General features: G+C 60.1%; 21 protein-coding genes, 1 tRNA gene and 2 pseudogenes. 5 read left to right on the forward strand and 19 right to left on the reverse strand.

Annotation, left to right across the window (positions count from 1 at the left end; translation table 11 throughout):
* The first annotated feature begins 12 nt into the window (after positions 1-12).
* Together serS and cysG are read left to right on the forward strand one after the other, a co-directional pair.
* Positions 13-1,293, forward strand: a complete 1,281-nt coding sequence (gene serS / locus CAY82_RS04035; protein ID WP_025339770.1) for a serine--tRNA ligase — start codon at positions 13-15, stop codon at positions 1,291-1,293.
* On the forward strand, positions 1,294-2,685 hold the full coding sequence (gene cysG, locus CAY82_RS04040; protein WP_087500033.1) for a siroheme synthase CysG: 1,392 nt from the start codon (positions 1,294-1,296) through the stop codon (positions 2,683-2,685). It begins immediately after the preceding gene.
* Between the two features lie 118 nt (positions 2,686-2,803).
* Here cysG and CAY82_RS04045 read toward each other — a convergent pair whose 3' ends face one another.
* The 8 genes from CAY82_RS04045 to CAY82_RS04085 all read right to left on the reverse strand — a co-directional run bounded on the left by CAY82_RS04045 (position 2,804) and on the right by CAY82_RS04085 (position 8,697).
* Entirely contained in the window at positions 2,804-3,763 is a 960-nt protein-coding gene (locus CAY82_RS04045; RefSeq protein ID WP_087500034.1) for a glutathione S-transferase family protein, read from the reverse strand.
* Between the two features lie 92 nt (positions 3,764-3,855).
* Complete coding sequence (locus CAY82_RS04050; RefSeq protein WP_087500035.1) at positions 3,856-4,860, reverse strand: glycosyl transferase family protein; 1,005 nt, start codon at positions 4,858-4,860, stop codon at positions 3,856-3,858.
* Positions 4,857-5,192 carry a TusE/DsrC/DsvC family sulfur relay protein gene (locus CAY82_RS04055; protein WP_087500036.1) on the reverse strand — a complete coding sequence of 112 codons (336 nt, stop codon included), beginning with the start codon at positions 5,190-5,192 and terminating at the stop codon, positions 4,857-4,859. The genes CAY82_RS04050 and CAY82_RS04055 overlap by 4 nt, the downstream gene beginning before the upstream one ends.
* A complete protein-coding gene (gene tusB, locus CAY82_RS04060) occupies positions 5,189-5,485 on the reverse strand; it encodes a sulfurtransferase complex subunit TusB (RefSeq protein WP_087500037.1) in 297 nt (98 codons plus the stop codon). Before tusB ends, CAY82_RS04055 begins: the two co-directional genes overlap by 4 nt.
* Positions 5,485-5,844, reverse strand: a complete 360-nt coding sequence (gene tusC / locus CAY82_RS04065; RefSeq protein WP_087500038.1) for a sulfurtransferase complex subunit TusC — start codon at positions 5,842-5,844, stop codon at positions 5,485-5,487. Before tusC ends, tusB begins: the two co-directional genes overlap by 1 nt.
* A gap of 1 nt (position 5,845) precedes the next feature.
* Positions 5,846-6,238: a sulfurtransferase complex subunit TusD gene (tusD, locus tag CAY82_RS04070; RefSeq protein WP_087500039.1), complete on the reverse strand. Its 393-nt coding sequence runs from the start codon at positions 6,236-6,238 to the stop codon at positions 5,846-5,848.
* Positions 6,239-6,422: 184 nt separating this feature from the next.
* Positions 6,423-7,802: a nucleobase:cation symporter-2 family protein gene (locus CAY82_RS04075; protein WP_087500040.1), complete on the reverse strand. Its 1,380-nt coding sequence runs from the start codon at positions 7,800-7,802 to the stop codon at positions 6,423-6,425.
* Positions 7,803-8,025: 223 nt separating this feature from the next.
* Complete coding sequence (locus CAY82_RS04085) at positions 8,026-8,697, reverse strand: Bax inhibitor-1/YccA family protein (protein ID WP_087500042.1); 672 nt, start codon at positions 8,695-8,697, stop codon at positions 8,026-8,028.
* 133 nt (positions 8,698-8,830) lie between these two features.
* On the opposite strand from CAY82_RS04085, the gene CAY82_RS04090 reads away from it, so the two are divergent.
* Positions 8,831-8,918 (forward strand) — tRNA-Ser (locus CAY82_RS04090).
* Between the two features lie 412 nt (positions 8,919-9,330).
* Here the strand turns inward: CAY82_RS04090 and CAY82_RS04095 are convergent.
* From CAY82_RS04095 to CAY82_RS26970, 7 genes and pseudogenes are all read right to left on the reverse strand, one after another.
* Positions 9,331-10,656 carry an ABC transporter ATP-binding protein gene (locus CAY82_RS04095; RefSeq protein WP_256576222.1) on the reverse strand — a complete coding sequence of 442 codons (1,326 nt, stop codon included), beginning with the start codon at positions 10,654-10,656 and terminating at the stop codon, positions 9,331-9,333.
* A gap of 2 nt (positions 10,657-10,658) precedes the next feature.
* Positions 10,659-11,375, reverse strand: a complete 717-nt coding sequence (locus CAY82_RS04100; protein WP_256576223.1) for a DUF6875 domain-containing protein — start codon at positions 11,373-11,375, stop codon at positions 10,659-10,661.
* 117 nt (positions 11,376-11,492) lie between these two features.
* Positions 11,493-11,678, reverse strand: coding sequence for a hypothetical protein (locus CAY82_RS25740; protein ID WP_140399079.1), 186 nt, complete (start codon positions 11,676-11,678; stop codon positions 11,493-11,495).
* 770 nt (positions 11,679-12,448) lie between these two features.
* Positions 12,449-12,832: a hypothetical protein gene (locus CAY82_RS04105; RefSeq protein ID WP_087500043.1), complete on the reverse strand. Its 384-nt coding sequence runs from the start codon at positions 12,830-12,832 to the stop codon at positions 12,449-12,451.
* Between the two features lie 67 nt (positions 12,833-12,899).
* A pseudogene (locus CAY82_RS27230) lies at positions 12,900-13,151 on the reverse strand (helix-turn-helix transcriptional regulator); the annotation flags it as partial.
* Between the two features lie 179 nt (positions 13,152-13,330).
* A complete protein-coding gene (locus tag CAY82_RS04115) occupies positions 13,331-13,516 on the reverse strand; it encodes a hypothetical protein (protein ID WP_063912572.1) in 186 nt (61 codons plus the stop codon).
* A gap of 293 nt (positions 13,517-13,809) precedes the next feature.
* Positions 13,810-13,960 (reverse strand): annotated as a pseudogene (locus CAY82_RS26970) (alpha/beta hydrolase); the annotation flags it as partial.
* A gap of 93 nt (positions 13,961-14,053) precedes the next feature.
* Here CAY82_RS26970 and CAY82_RS04120 point away from each other — a divergent pair.
* Positions 14,054-14,407 carry an SH3 domain-containing protein gene (locus tag CAY82_RS04120; protein ID WP_087500044.1) on the forward strand — a complete coding sequence of 118 codons (354 nt, stop codon included), beginning with the start codon at positions 14,054-14,056 and terminating at the stop codon, positions 14,405-14,407.
* Here the strand turns inward: CAY82_RS04120 and CAY82_RS04125 are convergent.
* Together CAY82_RS04125 and CAY82_RS04130 are read right to left on the reverse strand one after the other, a co-directional pair.
* A complete protein-coding gene (locus CAY82_RS04125; RefSeq protein ID WP_087500045.1) occupies positions 14,392-14,970 on the reverse strand; it encodes a cysteine hydrolase family protein in 579 nt (192 codons plus the stop codon). The genes CAY82_RS04120 and CAY82_RS04125 overlap by 16 nt on opposite strands.
* Positions 14,971-15,497: 527 nt before the next feature.
* Complete coding sequence (locus CAY82_RS04130; protein ID WP_087500046.1) at positions 15,498-16,403, reverse strand: LysR family transcriptional regulator; 906 nt, start codon at positions 16,401-16,403, stop codon at positions 15,498-15,500.
* Positions 16,404-16,501: 98 nt separating this feature from the next.
* Between CAY82_RS04130 and CAY82_RS04135 the strand changes: the two genes are divergently transcribed.
* Positions 16,502-17,263 carry a TSUP family transporter gene (locus tag CAY82_RS04135; RefSeq protein WP_087500047.1) on the forward strand — a complete coding sequence of 254 codons (762 nt, stop codon included), beginning with the start codon at positions 16,502-16,504 and terminating at the stop codon, positions 17,261-17,263.
* 1 nt (position 17,264) lies between these two features.
* On the opposite strand, the gene CAY82_RS04140 is transcribed toward CAY82_RS04135, so the two are convergent.
* Both CAY82_RS04140 and CAY82_RS04145 read right to left on the reverse strand, forming a co-directional pair.
* Positions 17,265-18,689, reverse strand: a complete 1,425-nt coding sequence (locus tag CAY82_RS04140) for a GGDEF domain-containing protein (protein ID WP_087500048.1) — start codon at positions 18,687-18,689, stop codon at positions 17,265-17,267.
* Positions 18,690-18,828: 139 nt separating this feature from the next.
* Positions 18,829-20,658, reverse strand: a complete 1,830-nt coding sequence (locus tag CAY82_RS04145; RefSeq protein WP_087500049.1) for an SLC13 family permease — start codon at positions 20,656-20,658, stop codon at positions 18,829-18,831.
* Positions 20,659-20,713: the final 55 nt, after the last annotated feature.

The raw sequence follows: 20,713 nt of genomic DNA on the forward strand, positions 1-20,713 counted from the left end.
CGAGAGAACGATATGCTCGATTCCAAACTGTTACGCGGCCAACTTCAGGAAGTGGCGGATCGCCTGGCCTCCCGTGGCTTCAGCCTGGATGTCGCGCGCATCGAATCACTGGAAGAGCGCCGCAAGGCGGTGCAGACCCGCACCGAGCAGCTGCAGGCCGAGCGTAACGCCCGTTCCAAGTCCATCGGCCAGGCCAAGGCCAAGGGCGAAGACATCGCGCCGCTGATGGCTGACGTCGAGCGCATGGCCAACGAACTGGCTGCCGGCAAGACCGAACTGGATGGCATCCAGGCCGAGCTGGACGGCATCCTGCTGACTATCCCCAACCTGCCGGACGCCAGCGTACCGGTCGGTGCCAGCGAAGACGACAACGTCGAGGTGCGTCGTTGGGGCACGCCGAAGGCCTTCGACTTCGAAATCAAGGACCACGTCGCCCTTGGTGAAGTCAGCGGTGGCCTGGACTTCGAAGCCGCCGCCAAGCTTTCTGGCGCGCGCTTCGCCGTGTTGCGTGGCCCTATCGCCCGCCTGCACCGCGCCCTGGCGCAGTTCATGATCAACCTGCACACCGGCGAGCACGGCTACGAGGAACACTACACCCCGTACCTGGTGCAGGCTCCGGCCCTGCAGGGTACCGGCCAGTTGCCGAAGTTCGAGGAAGACCTGTTCAAGATCAGCCGGGAAGGCGAGGCCGACTTCTACCTGATCCCGACCGCCGAAGTGTCGCTGACCAACCTGGTGGCCGGTGAAATCCTCGACGCCAAGCAACTGCCGCTGAAGCTGGTTGCCCACACCCCGTGCTTCCGCAGCGAAGCCGGTGCTTCCGGCCGTGACACCCGCGGCATGATCCGCCAACACCAGTTCGACAAGGTCGAGATGGTGCAGGTCGTCGAGCCGTCCAAGTCGATGGAAGCCCTGGAAGGCCTGACCGCCAACGCCGAGCGCGTGCTGCAACTGCTGGAGCTGCCGTACCGCGTGCTGGCCCTGTGCACCGGCGACATGGGCTTTGGCGCGGTGAAGACCTACGACCTGGAAGTGTGGGTGCCAAGCCAGGACAAGTACCGCGAAATCAGCTCGTGCTCCAACTGCGGCGACTTCCAGGCGCGCCGCATGCAGGCCCGCTGGCGTAACCCGGAAACCGGCAAGCCAGAGCTGGTGCACACCCTCAACGGCTCCGGCCTGGCCGTAGGCCGTACCCTGGTTGCCGTGCTGGAAAACTACCAGCAGGCCGACGGTTCGATCCGTGTGCCGGAAGTGCTCAAGCCGTACATGGGCGGCGTCGAGGTCATCCGCTAAATGGATTACCTGCCGCTGTTCCACAAGCTGCAGGGCGGCCGCGTGCTGGTCGTTGGCGGCGGTGAGATCGCCTTGCGCAAGGCGCGCCTGCTGGCCGATGCCGGCGCCGCGCTGCGCGTGGTGGCACCGGATGTCGACGGCCAGTTGGCCGCACTGGCCCGGGAAGGTGGCGGTGAGGTGCTGGTTCGCGGCTATCAGGCAGCCGACCTGGTCGGTTGCCGGCTGGTGATCGCGGCTACCGACGACCCTGGGCTCAATGCCCAGGTGTCGGCGGATGCGCAGGCGCTGAGCCTGCCGGTCAACGTGGTGGATGCACCGGCCCTGTGCACGGTGATCTTCCCGGCGATCGTCGACCGTTCGCCGTTGGTGGTGGCGGTGTCCAGTGGCGGTGATGCCCCAGTGCTGGCGCGCTTGATTCGCGCCAAGCTGGAGGCCTGGATCCCGTCCGCCTACGGCGAACTGGCCGGCCTGGCCGCACGCTTCCGCGACAAGGTCAAGGCCTTGTACCCGGACGTCAACCAGCGCCGCGGCTTCTGGGAAACGGTGTTCCAGGGGCCGATCGCCGAGCGCCAGCTGGCCGGGCAGGGCGCCGAGGCCGAGCGCCTGTTGCAGGCGATGGTTGACGGTGCACCCGTGCAGCAGGGCGGTGAGGTGTATTTGGTCGGTGCGGGCCCGGGCGATCCGGACTTGCTGACTTTCCGTGCCTTGCGCCTGATGCAGCAGGCCGACGTGGTGCTGTACGACCGCCTGGTGGCGCCAGCGATCATCGAGATGTGCAGGCGCGATGCCGAGCGTATCTACGTGGGCAAACGCCGCGCCGACCATGCTGTGCCACAGGACCAGATCAACCGCCTGCTGGTCGATCTGGCCCGGCAGGGCAAGCGTGTGCTGCGCCTGAAGGGCGGCGACCCGTTCATCTTCGGGCGGGGTGGCGAAGAGATCGAAGAGCTGGCCGAGCATGGCATCCCGTTTCAGGTGGTGCCGGGCATTACCGCGGCCAGTGGGTGTTCCGCCTATGGTGGGATTCCGCTGACTCACCGTGACTATGCCCAGTCGGTGCGTTTCGTGACCGGGCACCTGAAGGATGGCACCAGCAACCTGCCCTGGAATGACCTGGTGGCGCCAGCGCAGACCCTGGTGTTCTACATGGGCTTGGTGGGTTTGCCGACCATCTGTGCCGAGTTGATTCGCCATGGCCGTGCGGCCAGTACCCCGGCAGCGCTGGTGCAGCAGGGGACTACGCGTAATCAGCGGGTGTTCACCGGCACCCTGGCGGATTTGCCGGACCTGGTGGCCCAGCATGAAGTGCATGCGCCGACCCTGGTGATTGTCGGGGAAGTGGTGCAGTTGCGTGACAAGCTGGCCTGGTTCGAAGGCTCGCAGAACAGCTGAAATCGTTGGGGCCGCTTTGCGGCCCATTCGCAGCACAAGGCTGCTCCTACAGCAAACAGCGATCCCCTGTAGGAGCAGCCTTGTGCTGCGAATGGGCTGCAAAGCAGCCCCGACAATCTCAAGCCTGCCAAATCCCCTTGCCTGCCAACCGCTCCCGATCATGCGGCAGGTTGAAGTCCTGCAGCGGCCCCTTGGGCACGATCCCGTTCGGGTTGATGGTCTTGTGGCTCATGTAGTAGTGCTTCTGGATATGCTCCATGTCCACTGTACCCGCCACCCCCGGCCACTGGTACAGCTCACGCAGCCAGTTCGACAGGTTGCGATAGTCGCTCAGGCGGCGCAGGTTGCACTTGAAGTGCCCGTGGTACACCGCGTCGAAGCGCACCAAGGTAGTGAACAGGCGCACATCGGCCTCGGTCAGGTATTCCCCGGCCAGGTAGCGATTGCGGCTCAGCAAGTCTTCCAGGTAGTCCAGTTCGTTGAACACATCGTCAAACGCAGCCTCGTAGGCTTCCTGCGTAGTGGCAAAGCCTGCGCGATACACACCATTGTTCACCGCCGGGTAGATGCGTTCGTTCAGCGCCTCTATGGTCGGGCGTAGTGGCTCTGGGTAAAGGTCCAGCGTATTGCCGGTCAGTTCGTTGAACGCGCTGTTGAAGATGCGGATGATCTCCGACGACTCGTTGTTGACGATGCGTTTCTCTTGTTTGTCCCACAGCACCGGTACAGTCACGCGGCCGGTGTAGTGCGGGTCATCCTGGGTATAGCGCTGGTGCAGGTACTGCAACGCGTCGAGGTGGTCACCGCTGGAGCCTTGCTGCTGGTCGAAAGTCCAGCCATGGTCCTGCATCAGCCAGCTGACCACGGACACGTCGATCAGGGGCTCCAGGCCCTTGAGGGCACGGAAGATCAGGGTGCGGTGCGCCCATGGGCAGGCCAGCGAGACGTACAGGTGGTAACGGCCGGCTTCGGGAGCGGGCAGCTGATTGCGGCGCTGGGCATTTTCGCGTTTGAACGTGCCATCCTTGCCGTTTTCATACCACTGGTCATGCCAGCGGCCGTCGATCAAAAGGCCCATGGTGAGCTCCTCGGAACAAAGTTGTCTGTCGTTGGAGCCCAGTCTAGGGAAAATCGTTCGAATAACTAGCGCAAAGACTGCAATCTTACTATCTAGTTATTCGATTTGTTGCGTGAACTCCAGTAGCCACGTGCTGTGGCGAAAGCCTGTTCACGGTCCTGGCCCAAGCTGCGCAGGGCCAACGCCATGGTCGCGACCACGGCCATTTCACCGTAGCTGTCCTCGGCCTCGCCGTGCCAGACTGCCAGCAATTGCTCAGGCTGCAGGCTTGGCGGCTTCACGTGGCGGCGTTCGCTCAGCGCTGGCCATTCCTCGTCCCAGGCTTCGCCTGCGGTGGTGCCGTACAGGTGGCTGATGACATCAGGGTTGACCTCGATCTCGCCGCCATCACCCTTGATCACCACTGCATGGTCGCCCAGCAGGCGGCTGGCCTCGCGGTGCACCGCCTGGTAACCGGGGTGGAAGATGCTCTGCAGGCCACAACGCGCAGCCAGCGGGTTAAGCACCCGGGCCAGCGAATGGATGGGCGAACGCAGGCCCAGGGTGTTGCGCAGGTCGATCATGCGCTGTAACTGTGGTGCCCAGTCCTGCAGCGGGAAGAAGGCCAGGTGCTGCTGCTCCAGGGCCTGGCTGACCGCAGCCCAGTCACGGCACAGCGGGATTTCCAGCAGGGGCAGCAACTGCTCGGTGTACATGCGCCCGGCGGTGTGGGCGCCGCCACCGTGCATCAGGATGCGCACGCCATTGTTGGCCAGGCACCTGGCGGCCAGCAGGTACCAGGGCAGGTGGCGCTTCTTGCCGGCATAAGTGGGCCAGTCCAGGTCCACGGCGATGCGCGGCGCCTGCAGGTGCGCGCGCAGGGCCTCGGTGAAGCCGGCCAGTTCTTCGGCGCTTTCTTCCTTGTGCCGCAGCAGCATGAGGAAGGCACCGAGCTGGGTGTCTTCGACCTTGCCTTCCAGCAGCAGGGTCATGGCCGTGCGGGCTTCTTCACGGGTCAGGCCGCGCGCGCCGCGTTTGCCTTTGCCGAGAATGCGTACGAACTCGGCGAACGGGTGCTCGGCCGGGGTTTCCAGGGTAAGCGGGCGAGGTTCTGTCATATGCAGTTGGTCGGCTTGGGCAGGCCCGCCAGCTTGGCGGCGAGTTTGGCGGGAGTGCCGTTGAACAGGCGATTCAGGTGCGGGCTATTGCCCTTGTCCGCGCCCAGTTTGAGGGCCGTGTACTTGATCAGCGGGCGCGTGGCCGGGGACAGCTGGTATTCCTGGTAGAACTGGCGCAGCAGTTCGAGGATTTCCCAGTGGTCTGCAGTCAGCGGGATGCCCTCGCGCGCGGCCAACGCCTCGGCGGCGGCAGGTGACCAGTCTTGCAGGTCGACCAGAAAGCCGTCTTTGTCCAGGGCGATCGCCTGATCGCCAACGTTGAGGGTATTCATAGCCAGCTGTTGACCTTGTCGTAATGCAGCGACAGTTCGACAAACCCGGCGTAGTCCACGGCCTTGGCCAGTTCGTTGGCGACCGCGCGGGCCTGCACGTCTTCTTCCAGGGCGAACAGGCGCCGGGCCAGGCCGGCGGCTTGCAGCAGGCGGTGCGGCTCGCTGCCGCTGCGCAGGGCGTACACCGCATCGCCGCACAGCAGCAGGGCGTCGTCGGTACCGAGCAGGCGCAGGCAGCTGGCCAGGCGCTCGTCGCCAAACGGGGAGTGGGCAATTACATGCAGGGTCGTCATCAGAGCGTTACCACCTGGTCGAAACGGGCGATCAGCGCGGCAAGGGCCGCGTCATCGAGCACTTGCACCGGCAGCGCCAGGGTGTCGGCTGCCAGGCCGCGGCGGGCCAGGCTGTGGCTGCAGGCAAACAGTTCCTCGACGCCGAACATTGGCAGCGCTTGCAAGTTGGCGGCCAGGTTCTTCTGCTGTACGGCGCTGGGCTGCTGGTCCGCGGCGAGCTGGAACACGCCGTCATCGAGGAACAGCATGCCCAGTGGCAGATCGAAAGCGCCGCCAGCCAAAGCGATGTCCAGCGCCTCACGGGCCGATGGGCCGTTCCAGGGCGCCTGGCGGCTGATGATCAACAAGGATTTGGTCATTTCAGTCGCCTCCAAAGCAGACAAGGCGATCGGCAACCTGCGCCGCCTCATGCAACTGGCCAAGCCCCGACAACTCCCAGGGTTTGGGCAGGTTCACGGCCGGGCGCTGATAGCGGCTGGCTTCGGCCTCGTCGAGCACGCCACGGCGCAGAGCGGCGGCGATGCACACCACTGCATCCAGCTGGTTGGTCTCGATGAACGCGCGCCATTGGCCGGCCACATCCAGTTCGTCCTGGGGGGTGACCACGTTTGCCGAGGCACTGTGTACCCCGTCCTGGTAGAAGAACAGCCGGGCAATCTCATGCCCGCCAGCCAGCACCGCCTCGGCATAGCGCAAGGCGCGCCGCGAGGAGGGCGCATGGGCCGGGGAGAACACCGCGATAGCGAATTTCATGGATAACTCATGCAAAAGGAATGGTGCCATGATAAAGCAAAAAAGCCCGCGCCCGCTTGTGCATGGCGGGGCGGGCTTTCTGTCTTGTACCAATTTCCAGGCCTGCGCGGCCCCGTGTAGGAGCGGCCTTGTGTCGCGACGGGCTGCAAAGCAGCCCCATGGCCCTAACAGAAGGACGCCAGGCTCAAGCCTGTTCCTTGCTCTCCGGCAGGAACCAGTTCAACACCAAGGCACAGATACCCCCGGTAGCCACACCTGATTCCAGCACATTGCGAATCGCCGCCGGCATGTGCGCCAGGAACTCCGGCACCTGCGCCACACCCAGGCCCAAGGCCAGGGACACAGCGATAATCAGCAGGGCACGACGGTCCAGCCGAGTGCTGGCCAGAATATTGATACCCGAAGCCGCAACCGCCCCGAACATGACCATGGCCGCGCCACCCAGCACGGGCTCCGGCACTGCCTGGATCACCCCGGCAACGCTCGGGAACAGCCCCAGCAGTACCAGCATCACGGCGATCCAAATACCAATATGGCGGCTGGCGATCCCGGTCAGCTGAATCACGCCATTGTTCTGGGCAAAGATCGAGCTGGGGAAGGTGTTGAACAAACCGGCCAGTAGCGAGTTGGCCCCGTTGACCAGCACACCGCCCTTGATCCGCTGCATCCACACCGGCCCTTCGACCGGTTGGCGCGACACCTTGCTGGTGGCGGTAACGTCACCGATGGCTTCCAGCGAAGTCACCAGGTAGATCACCAACATCGGGATGAACAGCGCCCACGAGAAGCCCAGGCCAAAGTGCAGCGGCATCGGTACCTGGAACAGCGCGGCTTCGTGCATGCCGGTGAAATCCAGGCGGCCCAGATAGCCGGCCAGTGCATAGCCGACCGCCAGGGCGATAACGATGGCGCAGCTGCGCATCCATACCACCGGGATGCGGTTGAGGATGACGATGATCGCCAGCACCACGCCCGACAGCAGCAGGTTCTCGCCATTGGCGAAGGTGCCATTGGCCATGGCGCCGAAGCCACCGCCCATGCTGATCAGGCCGACCTTGATCAGGGTCAGGCCGATCATCAGCACCACGATGCCGGTCACCAGCGGGGTAATCAGGCGTTTGACGAAGGGCAGGATGCGCGACACGCCCATCTCGACGAACGAACCGGCGATTACCACACCAAAGATGGCCGCCATCACGCCCTCTACCGGCGTACCTTGCTTGACCATCAGCGCCCCGCCGGCAATCAGCGGGCCGACGAAGTTGAAGCTGGTGCCCTGTACGATCAGCAGCCCGGCGCCGAATGGCCCGAAGCGTTTGCACTGCACGAAGGTGGCGATACCCGAGATTACCAGCGACATGGAGACGATCAGGTTGGTGTCACGTGCGGATACACCCAGCGCCTGGCAAATCAGCAGGCCAGGGGTGACGATTGGCACGATGATAGCCAGCAGGTGCTGCAGGGCTGCCAGCAGGCCGATCAACAGCCGTGGCTTGTCCTCCAGACCAAGCACCAGTTCATTGGCAGGCGCCGCCACGCCTGGGCCGTGTTCGTGTGAACTCATTGCGGAAAGCTGCCCCGGAAGAAAAAAGGAGCGCATTCTACGGGGTGATGGCGGATTGGGGTAGGGAAAAGCACGATGGCGGCATGATCGACGACCATTCGGCTGATTATCTGACTTTAAGGTCAGTTATTGAGTGCTGTTTGCTCCAGCAGGTAGAGCCTGAGCCCGAAACCCGCTCCCACAAAAAAGCCCGCCGAGGCGGGCTTTCTCGTACAGCAATCAATCAGTCATCACGACCCATGATGCCAAACAGTTGCAGCAGGCTGACAAACAGGTTGTAGATCGACACATACAGGCTGATGGTCGCCATGATGTAGTTACGCTCGCCACCATGAATGATCGCACTGGTCTGGAACAGGATGCAGACTGACGAGAACAGCACGAAGCCGGCGCTGATCGCCAGTTGCAGGCCGCTGATCTGGAAGAAGAAGCTGGCCACGATAGCACCCAGCAGGACAAAGAAGCCTGCAGTGATGAAGCCGCTGAGGAAGCTCATGTCCTTACGGGTAATCAGCACATAGGCCGACAGACCACCGAACACCAGCGCAGTCATGGCAAACGCCGAGCTGACCACCTCGGCGCCACCGGCCATGCCCAGGTAACGGTTGAGGATTGGGCCGAGGATGAAGCCCATGAAGCCGGTGAGGGCGAAGGTAGAGACCAGGCCCCAGGCCGAGTCACGCAGTTTGTTGGTAAGGAAGAACAGCCCGTAGAAGCCGATCAGCACCACGAACACGTTCGGGTAGCCGACGCGCATCTGCTGGGCCACGAAGGCCATGACACCGCTGAAGGCGAGGGTTAGTGCCAGCAGGCTGTACGTGTTGCGCAGGACCTTGCTGATCTCCTGCTGCTCGACCTGCTGGCCGTGGTGTACGGCGTAATCCTGTTCGCGCATGGCGACACTCCTTGGTAAACCTGTGGTTTCAAACGTTCAGATGCTAGGAGTCTATCAGAGCTCCCACAACCCGCGACACAGAGAGTTTGACAGCTTGTTTCATTACGGTATGATGGCGGCCGCAAAACGAGCTGGAAGCGTGGCCGAGTGGTTTAAGGCAACGGTCTTGAAAACCGTCGATGGGCAACTATCCTAGAGTTCGAATCTCTACGCTTCCGCCATATTCAAAGCCCTGATTATTCAGGGCTTTTTGCGTTTTTGGGGTCTCGATTTTTTCCTCGCCCGGCACCTGGTCGCTTCCGCATATTCTTCAGCGTTTCCGCAACTCGGGTGTTTTCCTCCGGTGTGGGCGCCTTCGCAATGGAGGCATCCCGATTGGCGGAGTCAGATGCCCCCCCGCAGATCTAGGCAATGGACTCAGGTCTTCGGGATGGCCTCGAAGGCTTCCTGTGTCAGCCTCAGCTCACCGCCTTTGCTCTTCCAGGGTTGATACGTATTTTGTCCATGAGCAGCGCCTCCTGGCTATTCGAGGTATACCGGTGCAGGGAGGCTATGAAAGGTATCACCAAGCTTCCACCTATGGTGTCGGTGGCGCTAATAAGCTGCAGCGTCTATGACACTTGGCGGAGCACATTAGCGCTTATGCCTAGACTCGATGACCACAATTTTCTTTGCTGCTGAATCTAGGATGGCATTGAAACGGCTCACATTGTCGAGATCTAGATTGGCGTCCCACTCGTCCAGCATAACGATTGGTGGGGGTGAACACAAAGCCTTTTCAATTTGTAGAAGCCTCAGTTCACCCGTTGACAGATTATTGTCAAGATTAATAAATTGCGCCTCAGGCGTCATCAGAATAGAATCCTTTGCAGCAGCTTTTATTTTTTTTAGGTATGAAGACTTTCCTGACCCATTACTTCCGCTCAGCAAATAGCGACCAACTGTGATTGATCCATTTTTTAGTTGATCTAAGAGCTCGCAGGGTTTGACGGCATAAGATGAATGGTGCTCTTCAATCTTGATGTGATCTAAGTTCATGGAAGAAAGTCTGTCATGCTTATCAAGTTTAGAAACGAAACTATGTAGGTTCTTCATTTTGGCTCGAACCAAGAGGAACTGACTGAAATAGATACTTAAGGAGTGGATGCTCCCGAATACCTGCAGGCTTCTAGGCAGCATAGCCACCAAGGCACCCACGCTTGCAGCAGTGATGATGCCTGCAGTGTGGATGGTCGCGGCCACAACAATGGTCGCGAGAGCGATAGGTAAACATGCGATTGCCTGCTCTAGTAAAACGTATCTGTCTACCTCGCCAAAATACGAGCGCGTTTTCGTGTCGAGGGACTCAAAGCTCTCTGATTTCATTCTAAGACTCCCTAGGGTCGCTGAGTCCCAAGTGAGTTCAATGGACAGCAACGCATCAAGCCTCTTTTGCTGCATGTCCCCGGCAATCTTCTTTATCCGGTTCTTTAAAAAAGCCACTAGTGTGGCAGATATCAAGAGTGAGATGGAAATTGCTATTGTAATTTCTAAACCTATTGATAAGTAAAACACAGCAAGCGTCATAATTATATTAAGGCAGGTTGATACCAGTCCGACGTAAAATCCACAGGCATGAGTAATGGTCGAACCCGCCTCTCCGCTGACCCACTGAACCAAGCTCTTTTTATTTTTTTCTGAAGCATATTGCATGTCACTAGAGGCTTCGCGCAAAGCCGACTTTGTGTACTTAAGCCATATGGAGTTGGAAGCCTTCGTAACATAAATTGATGACAATGAGCTTACAATGTAGGCAGAGAGCGCAAATCCAAAAAAGAAAGAGATGTAGCGCAAAACTAGCGTTAAATCACCGTCGGACAGAGTAGCTCCTGCCATGGCAATGAAGTATGTAGAAAATGCTAGTAAGGCTTGCTGTGCAATTGCAAGCAAAATGGCAAGAACAAAGCTTCTGTCTTTCATGCTTAGCTACTTCCTATGGCGAACAAAGCAAATAAAATAATCGAGACGCTCAACATAGCTATGGCACCAGCGTTTCTCGTTCTGGCTCTTGCGTATCTGCTCCTCAATGCTTTTGCCTCAGCTAACTGCTTTCCTATGAATCCCTTGCCGTCATAGAAACTGAATTTATTGATGAATGCGTCGAGAAAACCGATTTTCTGCTTTATATTGTAATGGTCGGGATTGAGAAAAATTAAATCCTGTGACGTGAGATCCCTGAGCACCAATGTCGGGGTAGGGGTTCTAAGTGGAAAGTAGCTTTTAGAGTGCAAGCTTGGGGCCGGGCTGTCCTTATATAGCGCTCCGATCATCAACTCACTTTTTATACAAGTTGGCTTCGCTTCGATATGTATCCGGAGAAGGCGAGCTATATCGAAGTCAGGCTCAAATATAATTATAATGGCGCCAGGGGTTTTTCTTGCTCGCGCTTTGTAGAAGGTAATGCAATTCTCAATCAGGGAGATAATTTCTTGGTCTGATCTACTATTTTCAACGCAGGAAAAATAAATCTCATTCGAGCGTAGAGCTTTGGGCATGAAAGGGCACATCACCCCTTTTCTGTGCGGGTGGTTCCCGGTTAGAAAAATTTCCAAGTAAGGCTTGATGTCGCTATAAGCTTCGATCGCAAATTCTGGTAAGTCATCGGGTAGTGATTGTTGGATTGTCCATAGAGATGTCATATTTTCTTCCTTGAAGCAATGAAACCCCTTTCAATTTCGAAAGGGGTCTAGTACAGCCGATTAAATGCCTAACTCAAAATCAGTGAGTTTGATTTCTAGACTTACCAATCGCCTTATTTACCAATTCCAACCGCCGCTACCGCAAACATGAGCCCATCCTGGAGAGCATGGTGGGTTAGCGAGGTTGAACAGAACAGACTTGAGTTTTTTGAACATGGTATTTGGGCTCGCCTCGGCAAGAGTCATCCCCTTTTGTTCCGTTGTAAAGGCTTTAGACATTGGATTGGAATAGTCGATTTTCATAAACGCTCCATGTAAATAATAATCAAATGCATCAGCTAATGATGCGCATTCATCGTAGCGATATTCTCTTGATTATTTGAAGCGTAATTTCAGATTTTATTATGCAAAAAAATACAAATTACTATCGATAATATCGATATGTTCGGGTTCCATTTGATATCGCAGTAGCGGCGTAGCGCATAGCCGTCGTAGCCCTGCCTGCAAGCAACCATTAACAGCGCTTGCGCGGGCGGCCAAGTTGGCTCGGAGAAATGCTGACCTCGTCCAGCAGAGGTAGGGCGTAGCTGATGACACTGGCTTGACCGCCAGACGCCTCGTCGTTCGAGGCTGAACGACTAGATCTTGGTCATTCTGCTGTTCCGAGCTTCATCGATTTTGTCACACGCCATTCAGCAAGCCTGGTCAAAGAACTTTGGGGGGCGGCGGTGATGAGCAATTGCAGATGTTCACCATCCATAGACATGGTCATCCAGACGCTGTAGATGAATTGTGTATGGACTGACGTGGCTCAGACGCTCCCTCTGCTGGGAGACCAGCCCTGATTACTCAGAGCTTTTTGCGTTTTTGGGGCATAGAAAACCATCCATGGGAGCGTCCGTGGGAATGGTTTGTTTCGGAAGCGCTTCCGATACTTCTTACTTGGTCGGTTTCGCCAGGGCTCCAACTCGGCGATAAATCCACTCGGTTATGTCGCCCTTGGTGTGGCCCAGCACCTGGCCGCCGGCGGTGACTGCCTCTTTGACCGCCTCCGCCCTGCTTGCTACTGAGCTCTAGCCGCAGCTTCTCAAGCCAAATTGCATCACTGACAACTGCGCGGAAACCTGATCCGTAGGCTGGACCCAAACCTTGTCTCCCACCGTTTCCATGCGGTAGTTAATGGAAATAGCGCTGTCGTTCTTCCCGGTAATGTACAGAACGGCCGATCCCTTCATGCCAAGCAACCCGTCAGAATCAAGGGCGACCGAGTCAATCCTGGCCACGGACCTGCAAGTGGCATTCATCTGCCCAAGATTGGTAACGATTTGTGAGCCCAGCTGGCGGACCAGGTCCTCCCCGGTCTTTTCAAAGTCTGCGTGCCTCTTCCATTCGACAGCTGCATAGCCGGAACCAACGAGCAGAATGATAAAAACACCAAGCTTTTTGATACGTGACACTGGTGATCCCGATAGATGTAATTGGTGAATGCTGCTGCAGGGCCATGGCTACGAAATTCGGGATAAATCAGACTAGATAGGCGTTCCACACCAGCAGCACCCAGGCCGGGGCATAGGTTATGTCCCGGCGGATAAGCCGATCCTTATGCCTGGTGTTCTCCGAGATCTCGAAATGCTCTTCATCAGCGGCCTGCAGGCGTTTGATGCAGACGTGTCATCCTAGTAGAAGAGGTAGATCCCGTCACCCACAAAACCGCAGACGTTGATGTTCACGATCAGTGTGGTGCGTGATAGTGGGTTCCATCGATTGGCCTCGCCCGGGACCACCTTCAGTGCTCTGCATGCGCAGCGCGCGGAGATGGATAATATTCTGCAGGGATTGCGTAAAGCTTGAGGTCTGTACTGTACCTGTGGGAGCGGCTTCAGCCGCGAACACCGGCGCAGCCGGTGCCATGCATCGCGTTGCATTCTTCGCGGGCATGCCCGCTCCCACAGGTTCTATTGCAGGGTCACTGGCTTCATGTCATCCGGTAATTGCCGAATAGCCGCCTCTATCCGCTCGATCGGTGCAGCGAGTTCGTCCGCTTCCTTGTCCTTGCCCTCCCTTCTCAGGCGATCGCGCTCAAGGCGCAGGTTAAGCAAATTTTTCTGCAGTTTCAGGGCCGAGGCATTGAACGGGTCCATGCTTTTCTCATGCTGTAGGCTTCCGTGCCGTTGTAGGAAAACTGGACCGTAGCAGCTCGATTTTGCTGGAGAAACTGAGGTTTCATACAGGCAAATCCCTCTACATCGATTCTTCCTACATTGCTCGGTAAAAGATCCTACAAACTACGTTTCAAGTCGTGTCTTTCAAACCTGGCTCAACGCCGCATGGTAGCTGGGAGCAAGCGGTTTTCGGTAATGCACGCCCTTAACGCGGCTCAATCCAAGGCATGCCGTGCTTTTCGAAATCTTATGTAGCAATTGCTAACCCGCAACTACAGGTGATCTGCATCCACCATTGCCTGGGTGAACGTTTGCGGCGCTTGATGCCACCGCTGATCAGCCGGGGTAGCCCTACTTGCCAGTAGAGCGCTGCGCATAGGCTTCGGCCGGTGGGGGCGGGGCGCCGTTGGTGTCGTCCTCCAGGGGGTCGGTACGCCGAAAGATACAAACACCGGATGGCAGCGAGTTTTACTGCTTCTGCTACGATCGCTAGCTTTCCCGGCCATGGAGAGGCCCGTGCATTACGTCGTGATTGAAACTCACCGCAGTGAGTACCCGCGGCCCATCCGCTTCGCCAGGGGCACCTTGCTGGACATCGGCCCGCGCTACGAGGGCGAGCCAGGGTGGCAGGACTGGTATCTGTGCACCTGCACCGGCCAGGAACCCGGCTGGGTGCCGGCCCAATTGATCGAGCGGCTCAGCGTGTGCCAGGGCAGGGCGCTGGACCACTACTCGGCGCATGAGCTGGATGTCGACCCGGGGCAGTTGGTGCAGATGGTGCATCAGCTCAATGGCTGGGTCTGGTGTCGGCGCCATGGCAATGGCGAGCTTGGCTGGTTGCCTGCGCAGAAGCTTCAGCGGCTGACTTGAAGCGCGCCATCAATCAGTACCTGCTCTGTGCGCAGGATCCGCGCGTAATCCAGTGCCAGGTTGCTCAGCGACAGCGCATGTACATCCTCAGCGGGCCACAGCCGGCCTTGCAGGTCGTACTGGTCAAAGGTGAAACAGGCGTCTTCAACCACCACCACATCGAAACCGAGGTTGCCCGCCGAGCGTGCGCTGGATTCCACGGAATTGTTGGTAATCACCCCGGCGATGACCAGTTCGTTGATGCTGCGCGTGTGCAGCCATCGCTCCAGGCCGGAGTTGGCGAAGGCATCGGGCACATGTTTGTCGAACACTGTTTCGCTGGCCAGCGGGGTGAATGCGGGCTGGAATTCGCAACCGGGCTGGCCCGGCCAGAACACCGAGTCCACCGAGCGGGACAGGTGGCGCACATGTACCACCGGGCGTCCTGACCGACGCCATGCCGCCAGCAGTTCGCCCATATGTACTTCTGCCTCGGGGTTGTTGCGCCGGCCCAGGCGCGGGTGGTGGATGCCGGCCTGAAGGTCGATCAACAACAGTGCTGCGTTGGTCGCGAAAGCAGTCATGGTGGGATGGCACTCCTTGGCGGGGGGGCAAGCACTTGAACCTAGCACAGCGTGGATGACTGCAAAAATTGCTGTCACGCATAGGGGGCGACTGCGCTGCTCTTGTGGGAGCGGCGCTTCGCATCTGATCCGCTTTTTTTCCACAAACCTGAATCTGTAACCGTATCAGCCCACGCCCGACAATATGCCCATTCCCGCATACACTTGTAGAGGTTCCAATGGGCAAGCTTGCGCTATTCCTGGGTGGTTTTCTGCTGCTGACCATTCTGATTGGTATTCTTGGCACCATTCCGCCAAGCTGACGTTCATCATCCACAGTCCCGCGGCCTGCCTGTCTTTCGGGCGGGCCCATTCCTCTTGGTTGTTGGCCGATTCACCCTACCGATTTGTACGATAAGTCATTCTTTGCACTGGGAAATCTGTCCACAAAAAACGTGGGTAGGTCTGTGGATAAAGTGCTGCAAGCCAGGTCTGCAGCGGGCTCTGTTAAATTGAGCAGAATTTGAACAGCCGTTTCAGGGGGCGTTTCAGTAGGCCAGGCCAGCGTGGCGCAGGGCCGCCAGCAGGTCGCGTACCCTCGCCGGTAGCTCGCCAGCGGGGTACACGGCATGCATCTGCGGGTCCTGGCCGTTGCTGGAGGTCAGACGGTATTGCGGGCATACCCGCACCAGCCGCCCGGCCTTGACCTGCGCTTCGCCAACCCAGGCGGCCAGGCGGGCAATGCCGGCGCCCGCCAGGGTGCTGTGGTACACCGCGTCGCCTGAGTCCAGGCGCAACCTGGGCCTGGGGCGCAGGCTGGTAATCTGGCCGTCGCGGCAGAAGTGCCAGGCCTTGAGTATGCGCGGGGCAGTGTGCAGGATCAGCGCATGGCCTTCGAGGTCCTCAGGTTGTTGTGGCGTGCCGGCCAGGGCCAGGTATTCAGGGCTCGCATACAGGTGGCGTCGGTAATCCCACAGCGGGTAGCCGATCAGCTCGCTGGACTGCGGGAAGGCACCGCGCACCACGAAATCGAACTTGCCTTGCAGCGGGTCCAGGGCCCCGTCGCTGTACTGCACGTCCAGGGTTACCTGGGGATAGCAGCGGGAAAACTCGGCAAGCACCTGGGGCAGCACATGTTCACCCAGCACCTGCGGTACGGCGAAGCGGATCCAGCCTTGTGCACTGCCGCTGAGTGCGGCCAGTTCATCGGCGGCATCACGTTGCACATCCAGCAAGCGTTCGGCGTGGGGCAGCAGACGCTCACCGGCTTCGGTCAGGGTTACGGCATTGGCATTGCGGTTGAGCAGTTTGCTCCCCGCATTGTCTTCCAGGGTTTGTACCGCGCGTGTTACCGCGCTGGGTGAGCGCCCCAGTGCGCGGGCTGCGGCAACGAAGCTGCGCTTGTGCGCCACGCTGACGAACGCCTGGATTTCCCGCAGCATGTCCAATGCCATTGCCTGCTCCTCGTTGCAGTTTTCGCAATGTGGCATTTCAACACAAGCGCAGCACTTTGATTAGCCTTGCAGGCGTCTTCACTGCCTGGAACCGCGTCATGATGGATATCGCTGTGCTTTCCGTGTTCGCCTTCGCCGCAGGGCTGATCGACGCTGCCGTGGGTGGCGGCGGGCTGATCCAGATCCCGGCCTTGTTCAACGTGCTGCCTACCGCGCAACCGGCGGCATTGCTCGGTAGCAACAAGCTGGCGTCGGTGTGTGGCACGGCCTTCGCTGCGCGCTCGTTCATCCGCAGGGTGACGCTGGACTGGGGGTTGATCGTGCCGGCTGCGCTCAGCGCCTTCCTCATGTCGTTTGCCGGTGCCGCCACGGTGTCGCTGGTACCGCCCAGCGTGATGCGCCCGGCCGTGCTGGTGCTGATCGTGCTGATGGCCATCTACACCTTCTGCAAGAAGGACTTCGGCACCCTGCACAAACCCGCAAAGATCGGCCGCAAGGAGCAGTGCCTGGCGGTGCTGATCGGTGGTGCAATCGGCTTTTACGATGGGTTGTTCGGGCCGGGTACCGGCAGCTTCCTGATCTTCCTGTTCATCCGCTTCTTCGCCTTGGACTTCCTGCATGCCTCGGCGTCGGCCAAGGTGGTGAACATCGCCACCAACCTGGCTGCGCTGGTGTTCTTCGTGCCATCGGGCAATGTGCTCTACGCCATCGCCTTGCCCATGGCGGTGTGCAACATCCTCGGCGCGCTGACCGGCACCTGGCTGGCAGTGCGCAAGGGTGCGGGCTTTGTCCGCGGGCTGTTCCTGGTGCTGTTGTGCGTGCTGATCGCCAAGTTGTCGTGGGACTTGCTGGCCGGCTAGTTCACATCACCTGGCGTTGCGGTTCGGCCTGCTCGACGCGGTTGCGGCCATGGGCCTTGGCCCGGTAAAGCGCCTGATCGGCGCGCGCCAGCAGTTCGTCGATGGTGGGGGCAGGCATGTCGGCGGCGCAACCGGCCAGGCCGATACTGACGGTAATCTGCAGGTGCTGGTCGGCCTGCACCACATGCAGGTCCTGCACGGCGCGGCGCAGGCGTTCGGCGGTGAACTTGGCCCTGTCTGGCGCAAGGCCCGGGAGGACCACGACGAATTCCTCGCCGCCCAGGCGGGCTAACAGTTCGCCATCGTGCAACTGGTCCTGCAGGGTGCCGGCAAACTGGCGCAGCACCTGGTCACCGACCGCATGGCCGTAAGCATCATTGATCGACTTGAAGTGGTCGATATCCAGCATCATCAGGGTCAGCGGCAGTGCCTGGGCGTGTTGCTGGCGGCTGTCGAGCAGTGCGTTGGCGCGGCGGGTGAAGGCGCTGCGGGTGAGCACGCCAGTGAGATGGTCGATGGTGGCCTGATGTGCCAGACGGGCCATCAGGCTGCGGTTGGCCTGGCTGACGCAGGCCACCACCAACGGCCCGAGCACCAGCATGGCGATGCCCAGGCGCGCCGACATCAGCGTGGACACCCCAGGCTCGCTCTGTGGCACGCTGAAATGCATGAGGTTTTGCGCCACCGCCACGATCAGTGTGCTGCCGGCTGTGAGTGTCAGCAGTGAGACCAGGAACGGTGAGTAGGTCCAGGCACACCACAGCAGCGCGGCAATCGGGAAGGCAATGGCCCCGGGGCCGCCGAAGGCAATGCTGAACGCCAGCGAGGCCAGCAGCACCAGCAACGGCGCCAGGCGTATGGCCTGGGCGCCACCGCGTATCAGGGCTCGCGCCGAGGGCGCCGTCAGCAGTACTGGTAGCACCAGTATGCTGGTCGAGAACTGCTCACTGAACCAGGCCAGCCAGGTGGCGCGCAAGGACTGTTCGAACCATGGCGTGGCCATTACTGCCGCCATGCTGGCCGCCACTATCGCCGCGGTGGCAGAGGCGCCGAACACGCTGAGCACGCCGTGGGGTGTACGCATGCGCCGGTGCAGGCGCGGCAAGCGCGAGAGCAGCAGCCAGAGGGTGAGCACCACGCCCAGGTTGCAAAGGTTGAACCACAAGGCCGGTACCCAGGCGCTGCCGCACAACAGGTCGGCGCCGACCATGGCCAGCCAGACCAGGGCGAAGCCCGTCAGCGTGGCTTGGCGGGGGTAGCGCAGCAGCACCCCGGCTAGTACTGCATTGACCGGCCAGAACAGCGACAGGGATTCGATCGGGCGGGCCAGGATACCGCCCAGGGTGAGGGCAAAGGTCAGGCCGAGCAGAACGACGTAGTGCAAAAAGCGCGATTGGGCGGGAAAAACCATGGGCTCGACCGGCAAAGCGGAAACGAAATCCAGGACAACGGCTTGAAGCACCTGGGGCAATTGCGCACAAGTGTGTTTCGCCAAGGTACTTGATGTCAATCTGCCGCGATCGGTCGAGATAATGCCAAATTGCCTCCATTCGTTGCCAATCACCTCACAGCCCGAAGAACCACGGCACCATCAACACGGTCACCAGCATTACCAGCACGGTGAACGGCACGCCGACTTTGACGAAGTCGGCGAAGCGGTATTGCCCTGGGCCCAGTACCAGCGTGTTGACCGGCGATGACACCGGCGTCATGAACGCTGCCGAGGCGGCCAGCGCTACGGTCATGGCAAACGGGTAGGGCGACATGCCCAGCTGCGCGGCGGTGCTGACGGCCACTGGTGCCATCAGTACCGCGGTGGCCGTGTTGGAGATGAACAGGCCGATCAGCGCCGTGACCGCGAACAGGCAGGCAAGGATGGCGCTAGGGCCGGCACCGCCCAGCACGCTGACCAGGCCGCCCACCGCCAGGTCGATGCCGCCGGTTTTCTGCAGTGCCTGGGCAAAGGGCAGCATGCCGACGATCAGCACCAGGCTTTGCCAGTGGATGGCCCGGTAGGCGCTGTTCATGTCGATGCAGCGGCCTGCGCCCATCAGCAGGCAGCCGATCAGCGCGGCAATGACGTTGGGTACTGCGCCGCTGACCATCAACCCGACCATCACTGTCAGGCTCAGCAACGCCTGTGGTGCGCGGGTGCGGGCGGGCGCGACCAGGTCGATTTCTGCGGGCAGGCTCAGTACCAGGAAGTCCTTGGGCTTGCTTTGCAACTGGCGCACGGCTTTCCATGGGCCGACTACCAGCAGGGTGTCGCCCAGGCGCAGCTTTTCTTCCACCAGTTGTTCTTCGATCGCCTCCTGCTCGCGGCGCAAGCCGACTACGTTGAGGTCGAAGCGAGTGCGGAAGGCCAGCTCGAGGATGCTCTTGCCGAGCAGTTTCGAGCCTGGTGGCAGCGAGACCTCGGCCATGCCCAGTTCCTGGGACTGGTCGATGAAGTAGGCGGCCTTGAAGTGCAGCGGCTCCAGTTGCATGCTTTGGCACAGGCTGCGCAGGTCGTCGTGGTTGGCGAACAGGTCTAGCAGCAGCACGTCGCCCTGGTGCAGCACGGTGTTGGAGTCGGCGGCGATCACCCGGGTGGTGAACTTGTGCTGGCGCTCGATGCCGATCACGTTGGCGCCATGCCGGGTGCGCAGCTCCAGTTCGCCCAAGGTGTGGCCGATCAGCGGCGAGTGGGGGCGGATGCGCAGGCGCCGCTCACGGCCGTTGAGCTTGTAGTCCAGCACCAGGTCCAGCAGGGTGCGGCGGCTTTCCACACGGCCATCTTTGCGCACTTCGCCATTCAGCCAGTGCCGGGTCAGCAGCATGTAGCCGATGCCCAGCACCAGCACCACCAGGCCAAACGGGGTGAAGCTGAAGAAGCTGAAGCCCGCTTCACCATGGCGCACCAGTTCGCTGTGCACCACCACGTTGGGCGGCGTGGCCACCAGGCTGAGCATGCCACTGATCAGGCCGGCGAATGCCAGCGGCATCATCAGGCGGCTGGGCGAAATCTGCAGGCGGGCGGCGATGCTCAGTACCACCGGAATGAAGATGGCCACCACGCCGGTGGAGCTCATCATCGAACCCAGCCCCGCCACGGCCACCATCAGCAGTACCAGCAGGCGGGCCTCGCTGTTGCCGGCCCGCTCGCTCATCCATTCGCCGATGCGGTAGGCAATGCCGGTGCGCACCAGGCCTTCACCGATCACGAACAGGGCGGCGATCAGCACCACGTTGGGGTCACTGAAGCCGGCCAGCGCCTGCTCCACGGTAAGGATGCCCGATAACGGCAGGGCGAGGATCACCAGTAGCGCGACCACGTCCATGCGTGGGCGATTGATGACGAACAGAACGATGACGATGGCCAGCAGGCCGAGGACCCAGAGCAGCTCTTGGTTCATGGGGAGGGGGTGTTCCTTCACACAGAGGCACGATAGACAGTAGCAGCGAGTGTGC

The organism is Pseudomonas sp. SID14000, assembly GCF_002165135.1.
Classification (GTDB): domain Bacteria; phylum Pseudomonadota; class Gammaproteobacteria; order Pseudomonadales; family Pseudomonadaceae; genus Aquipseudomonas.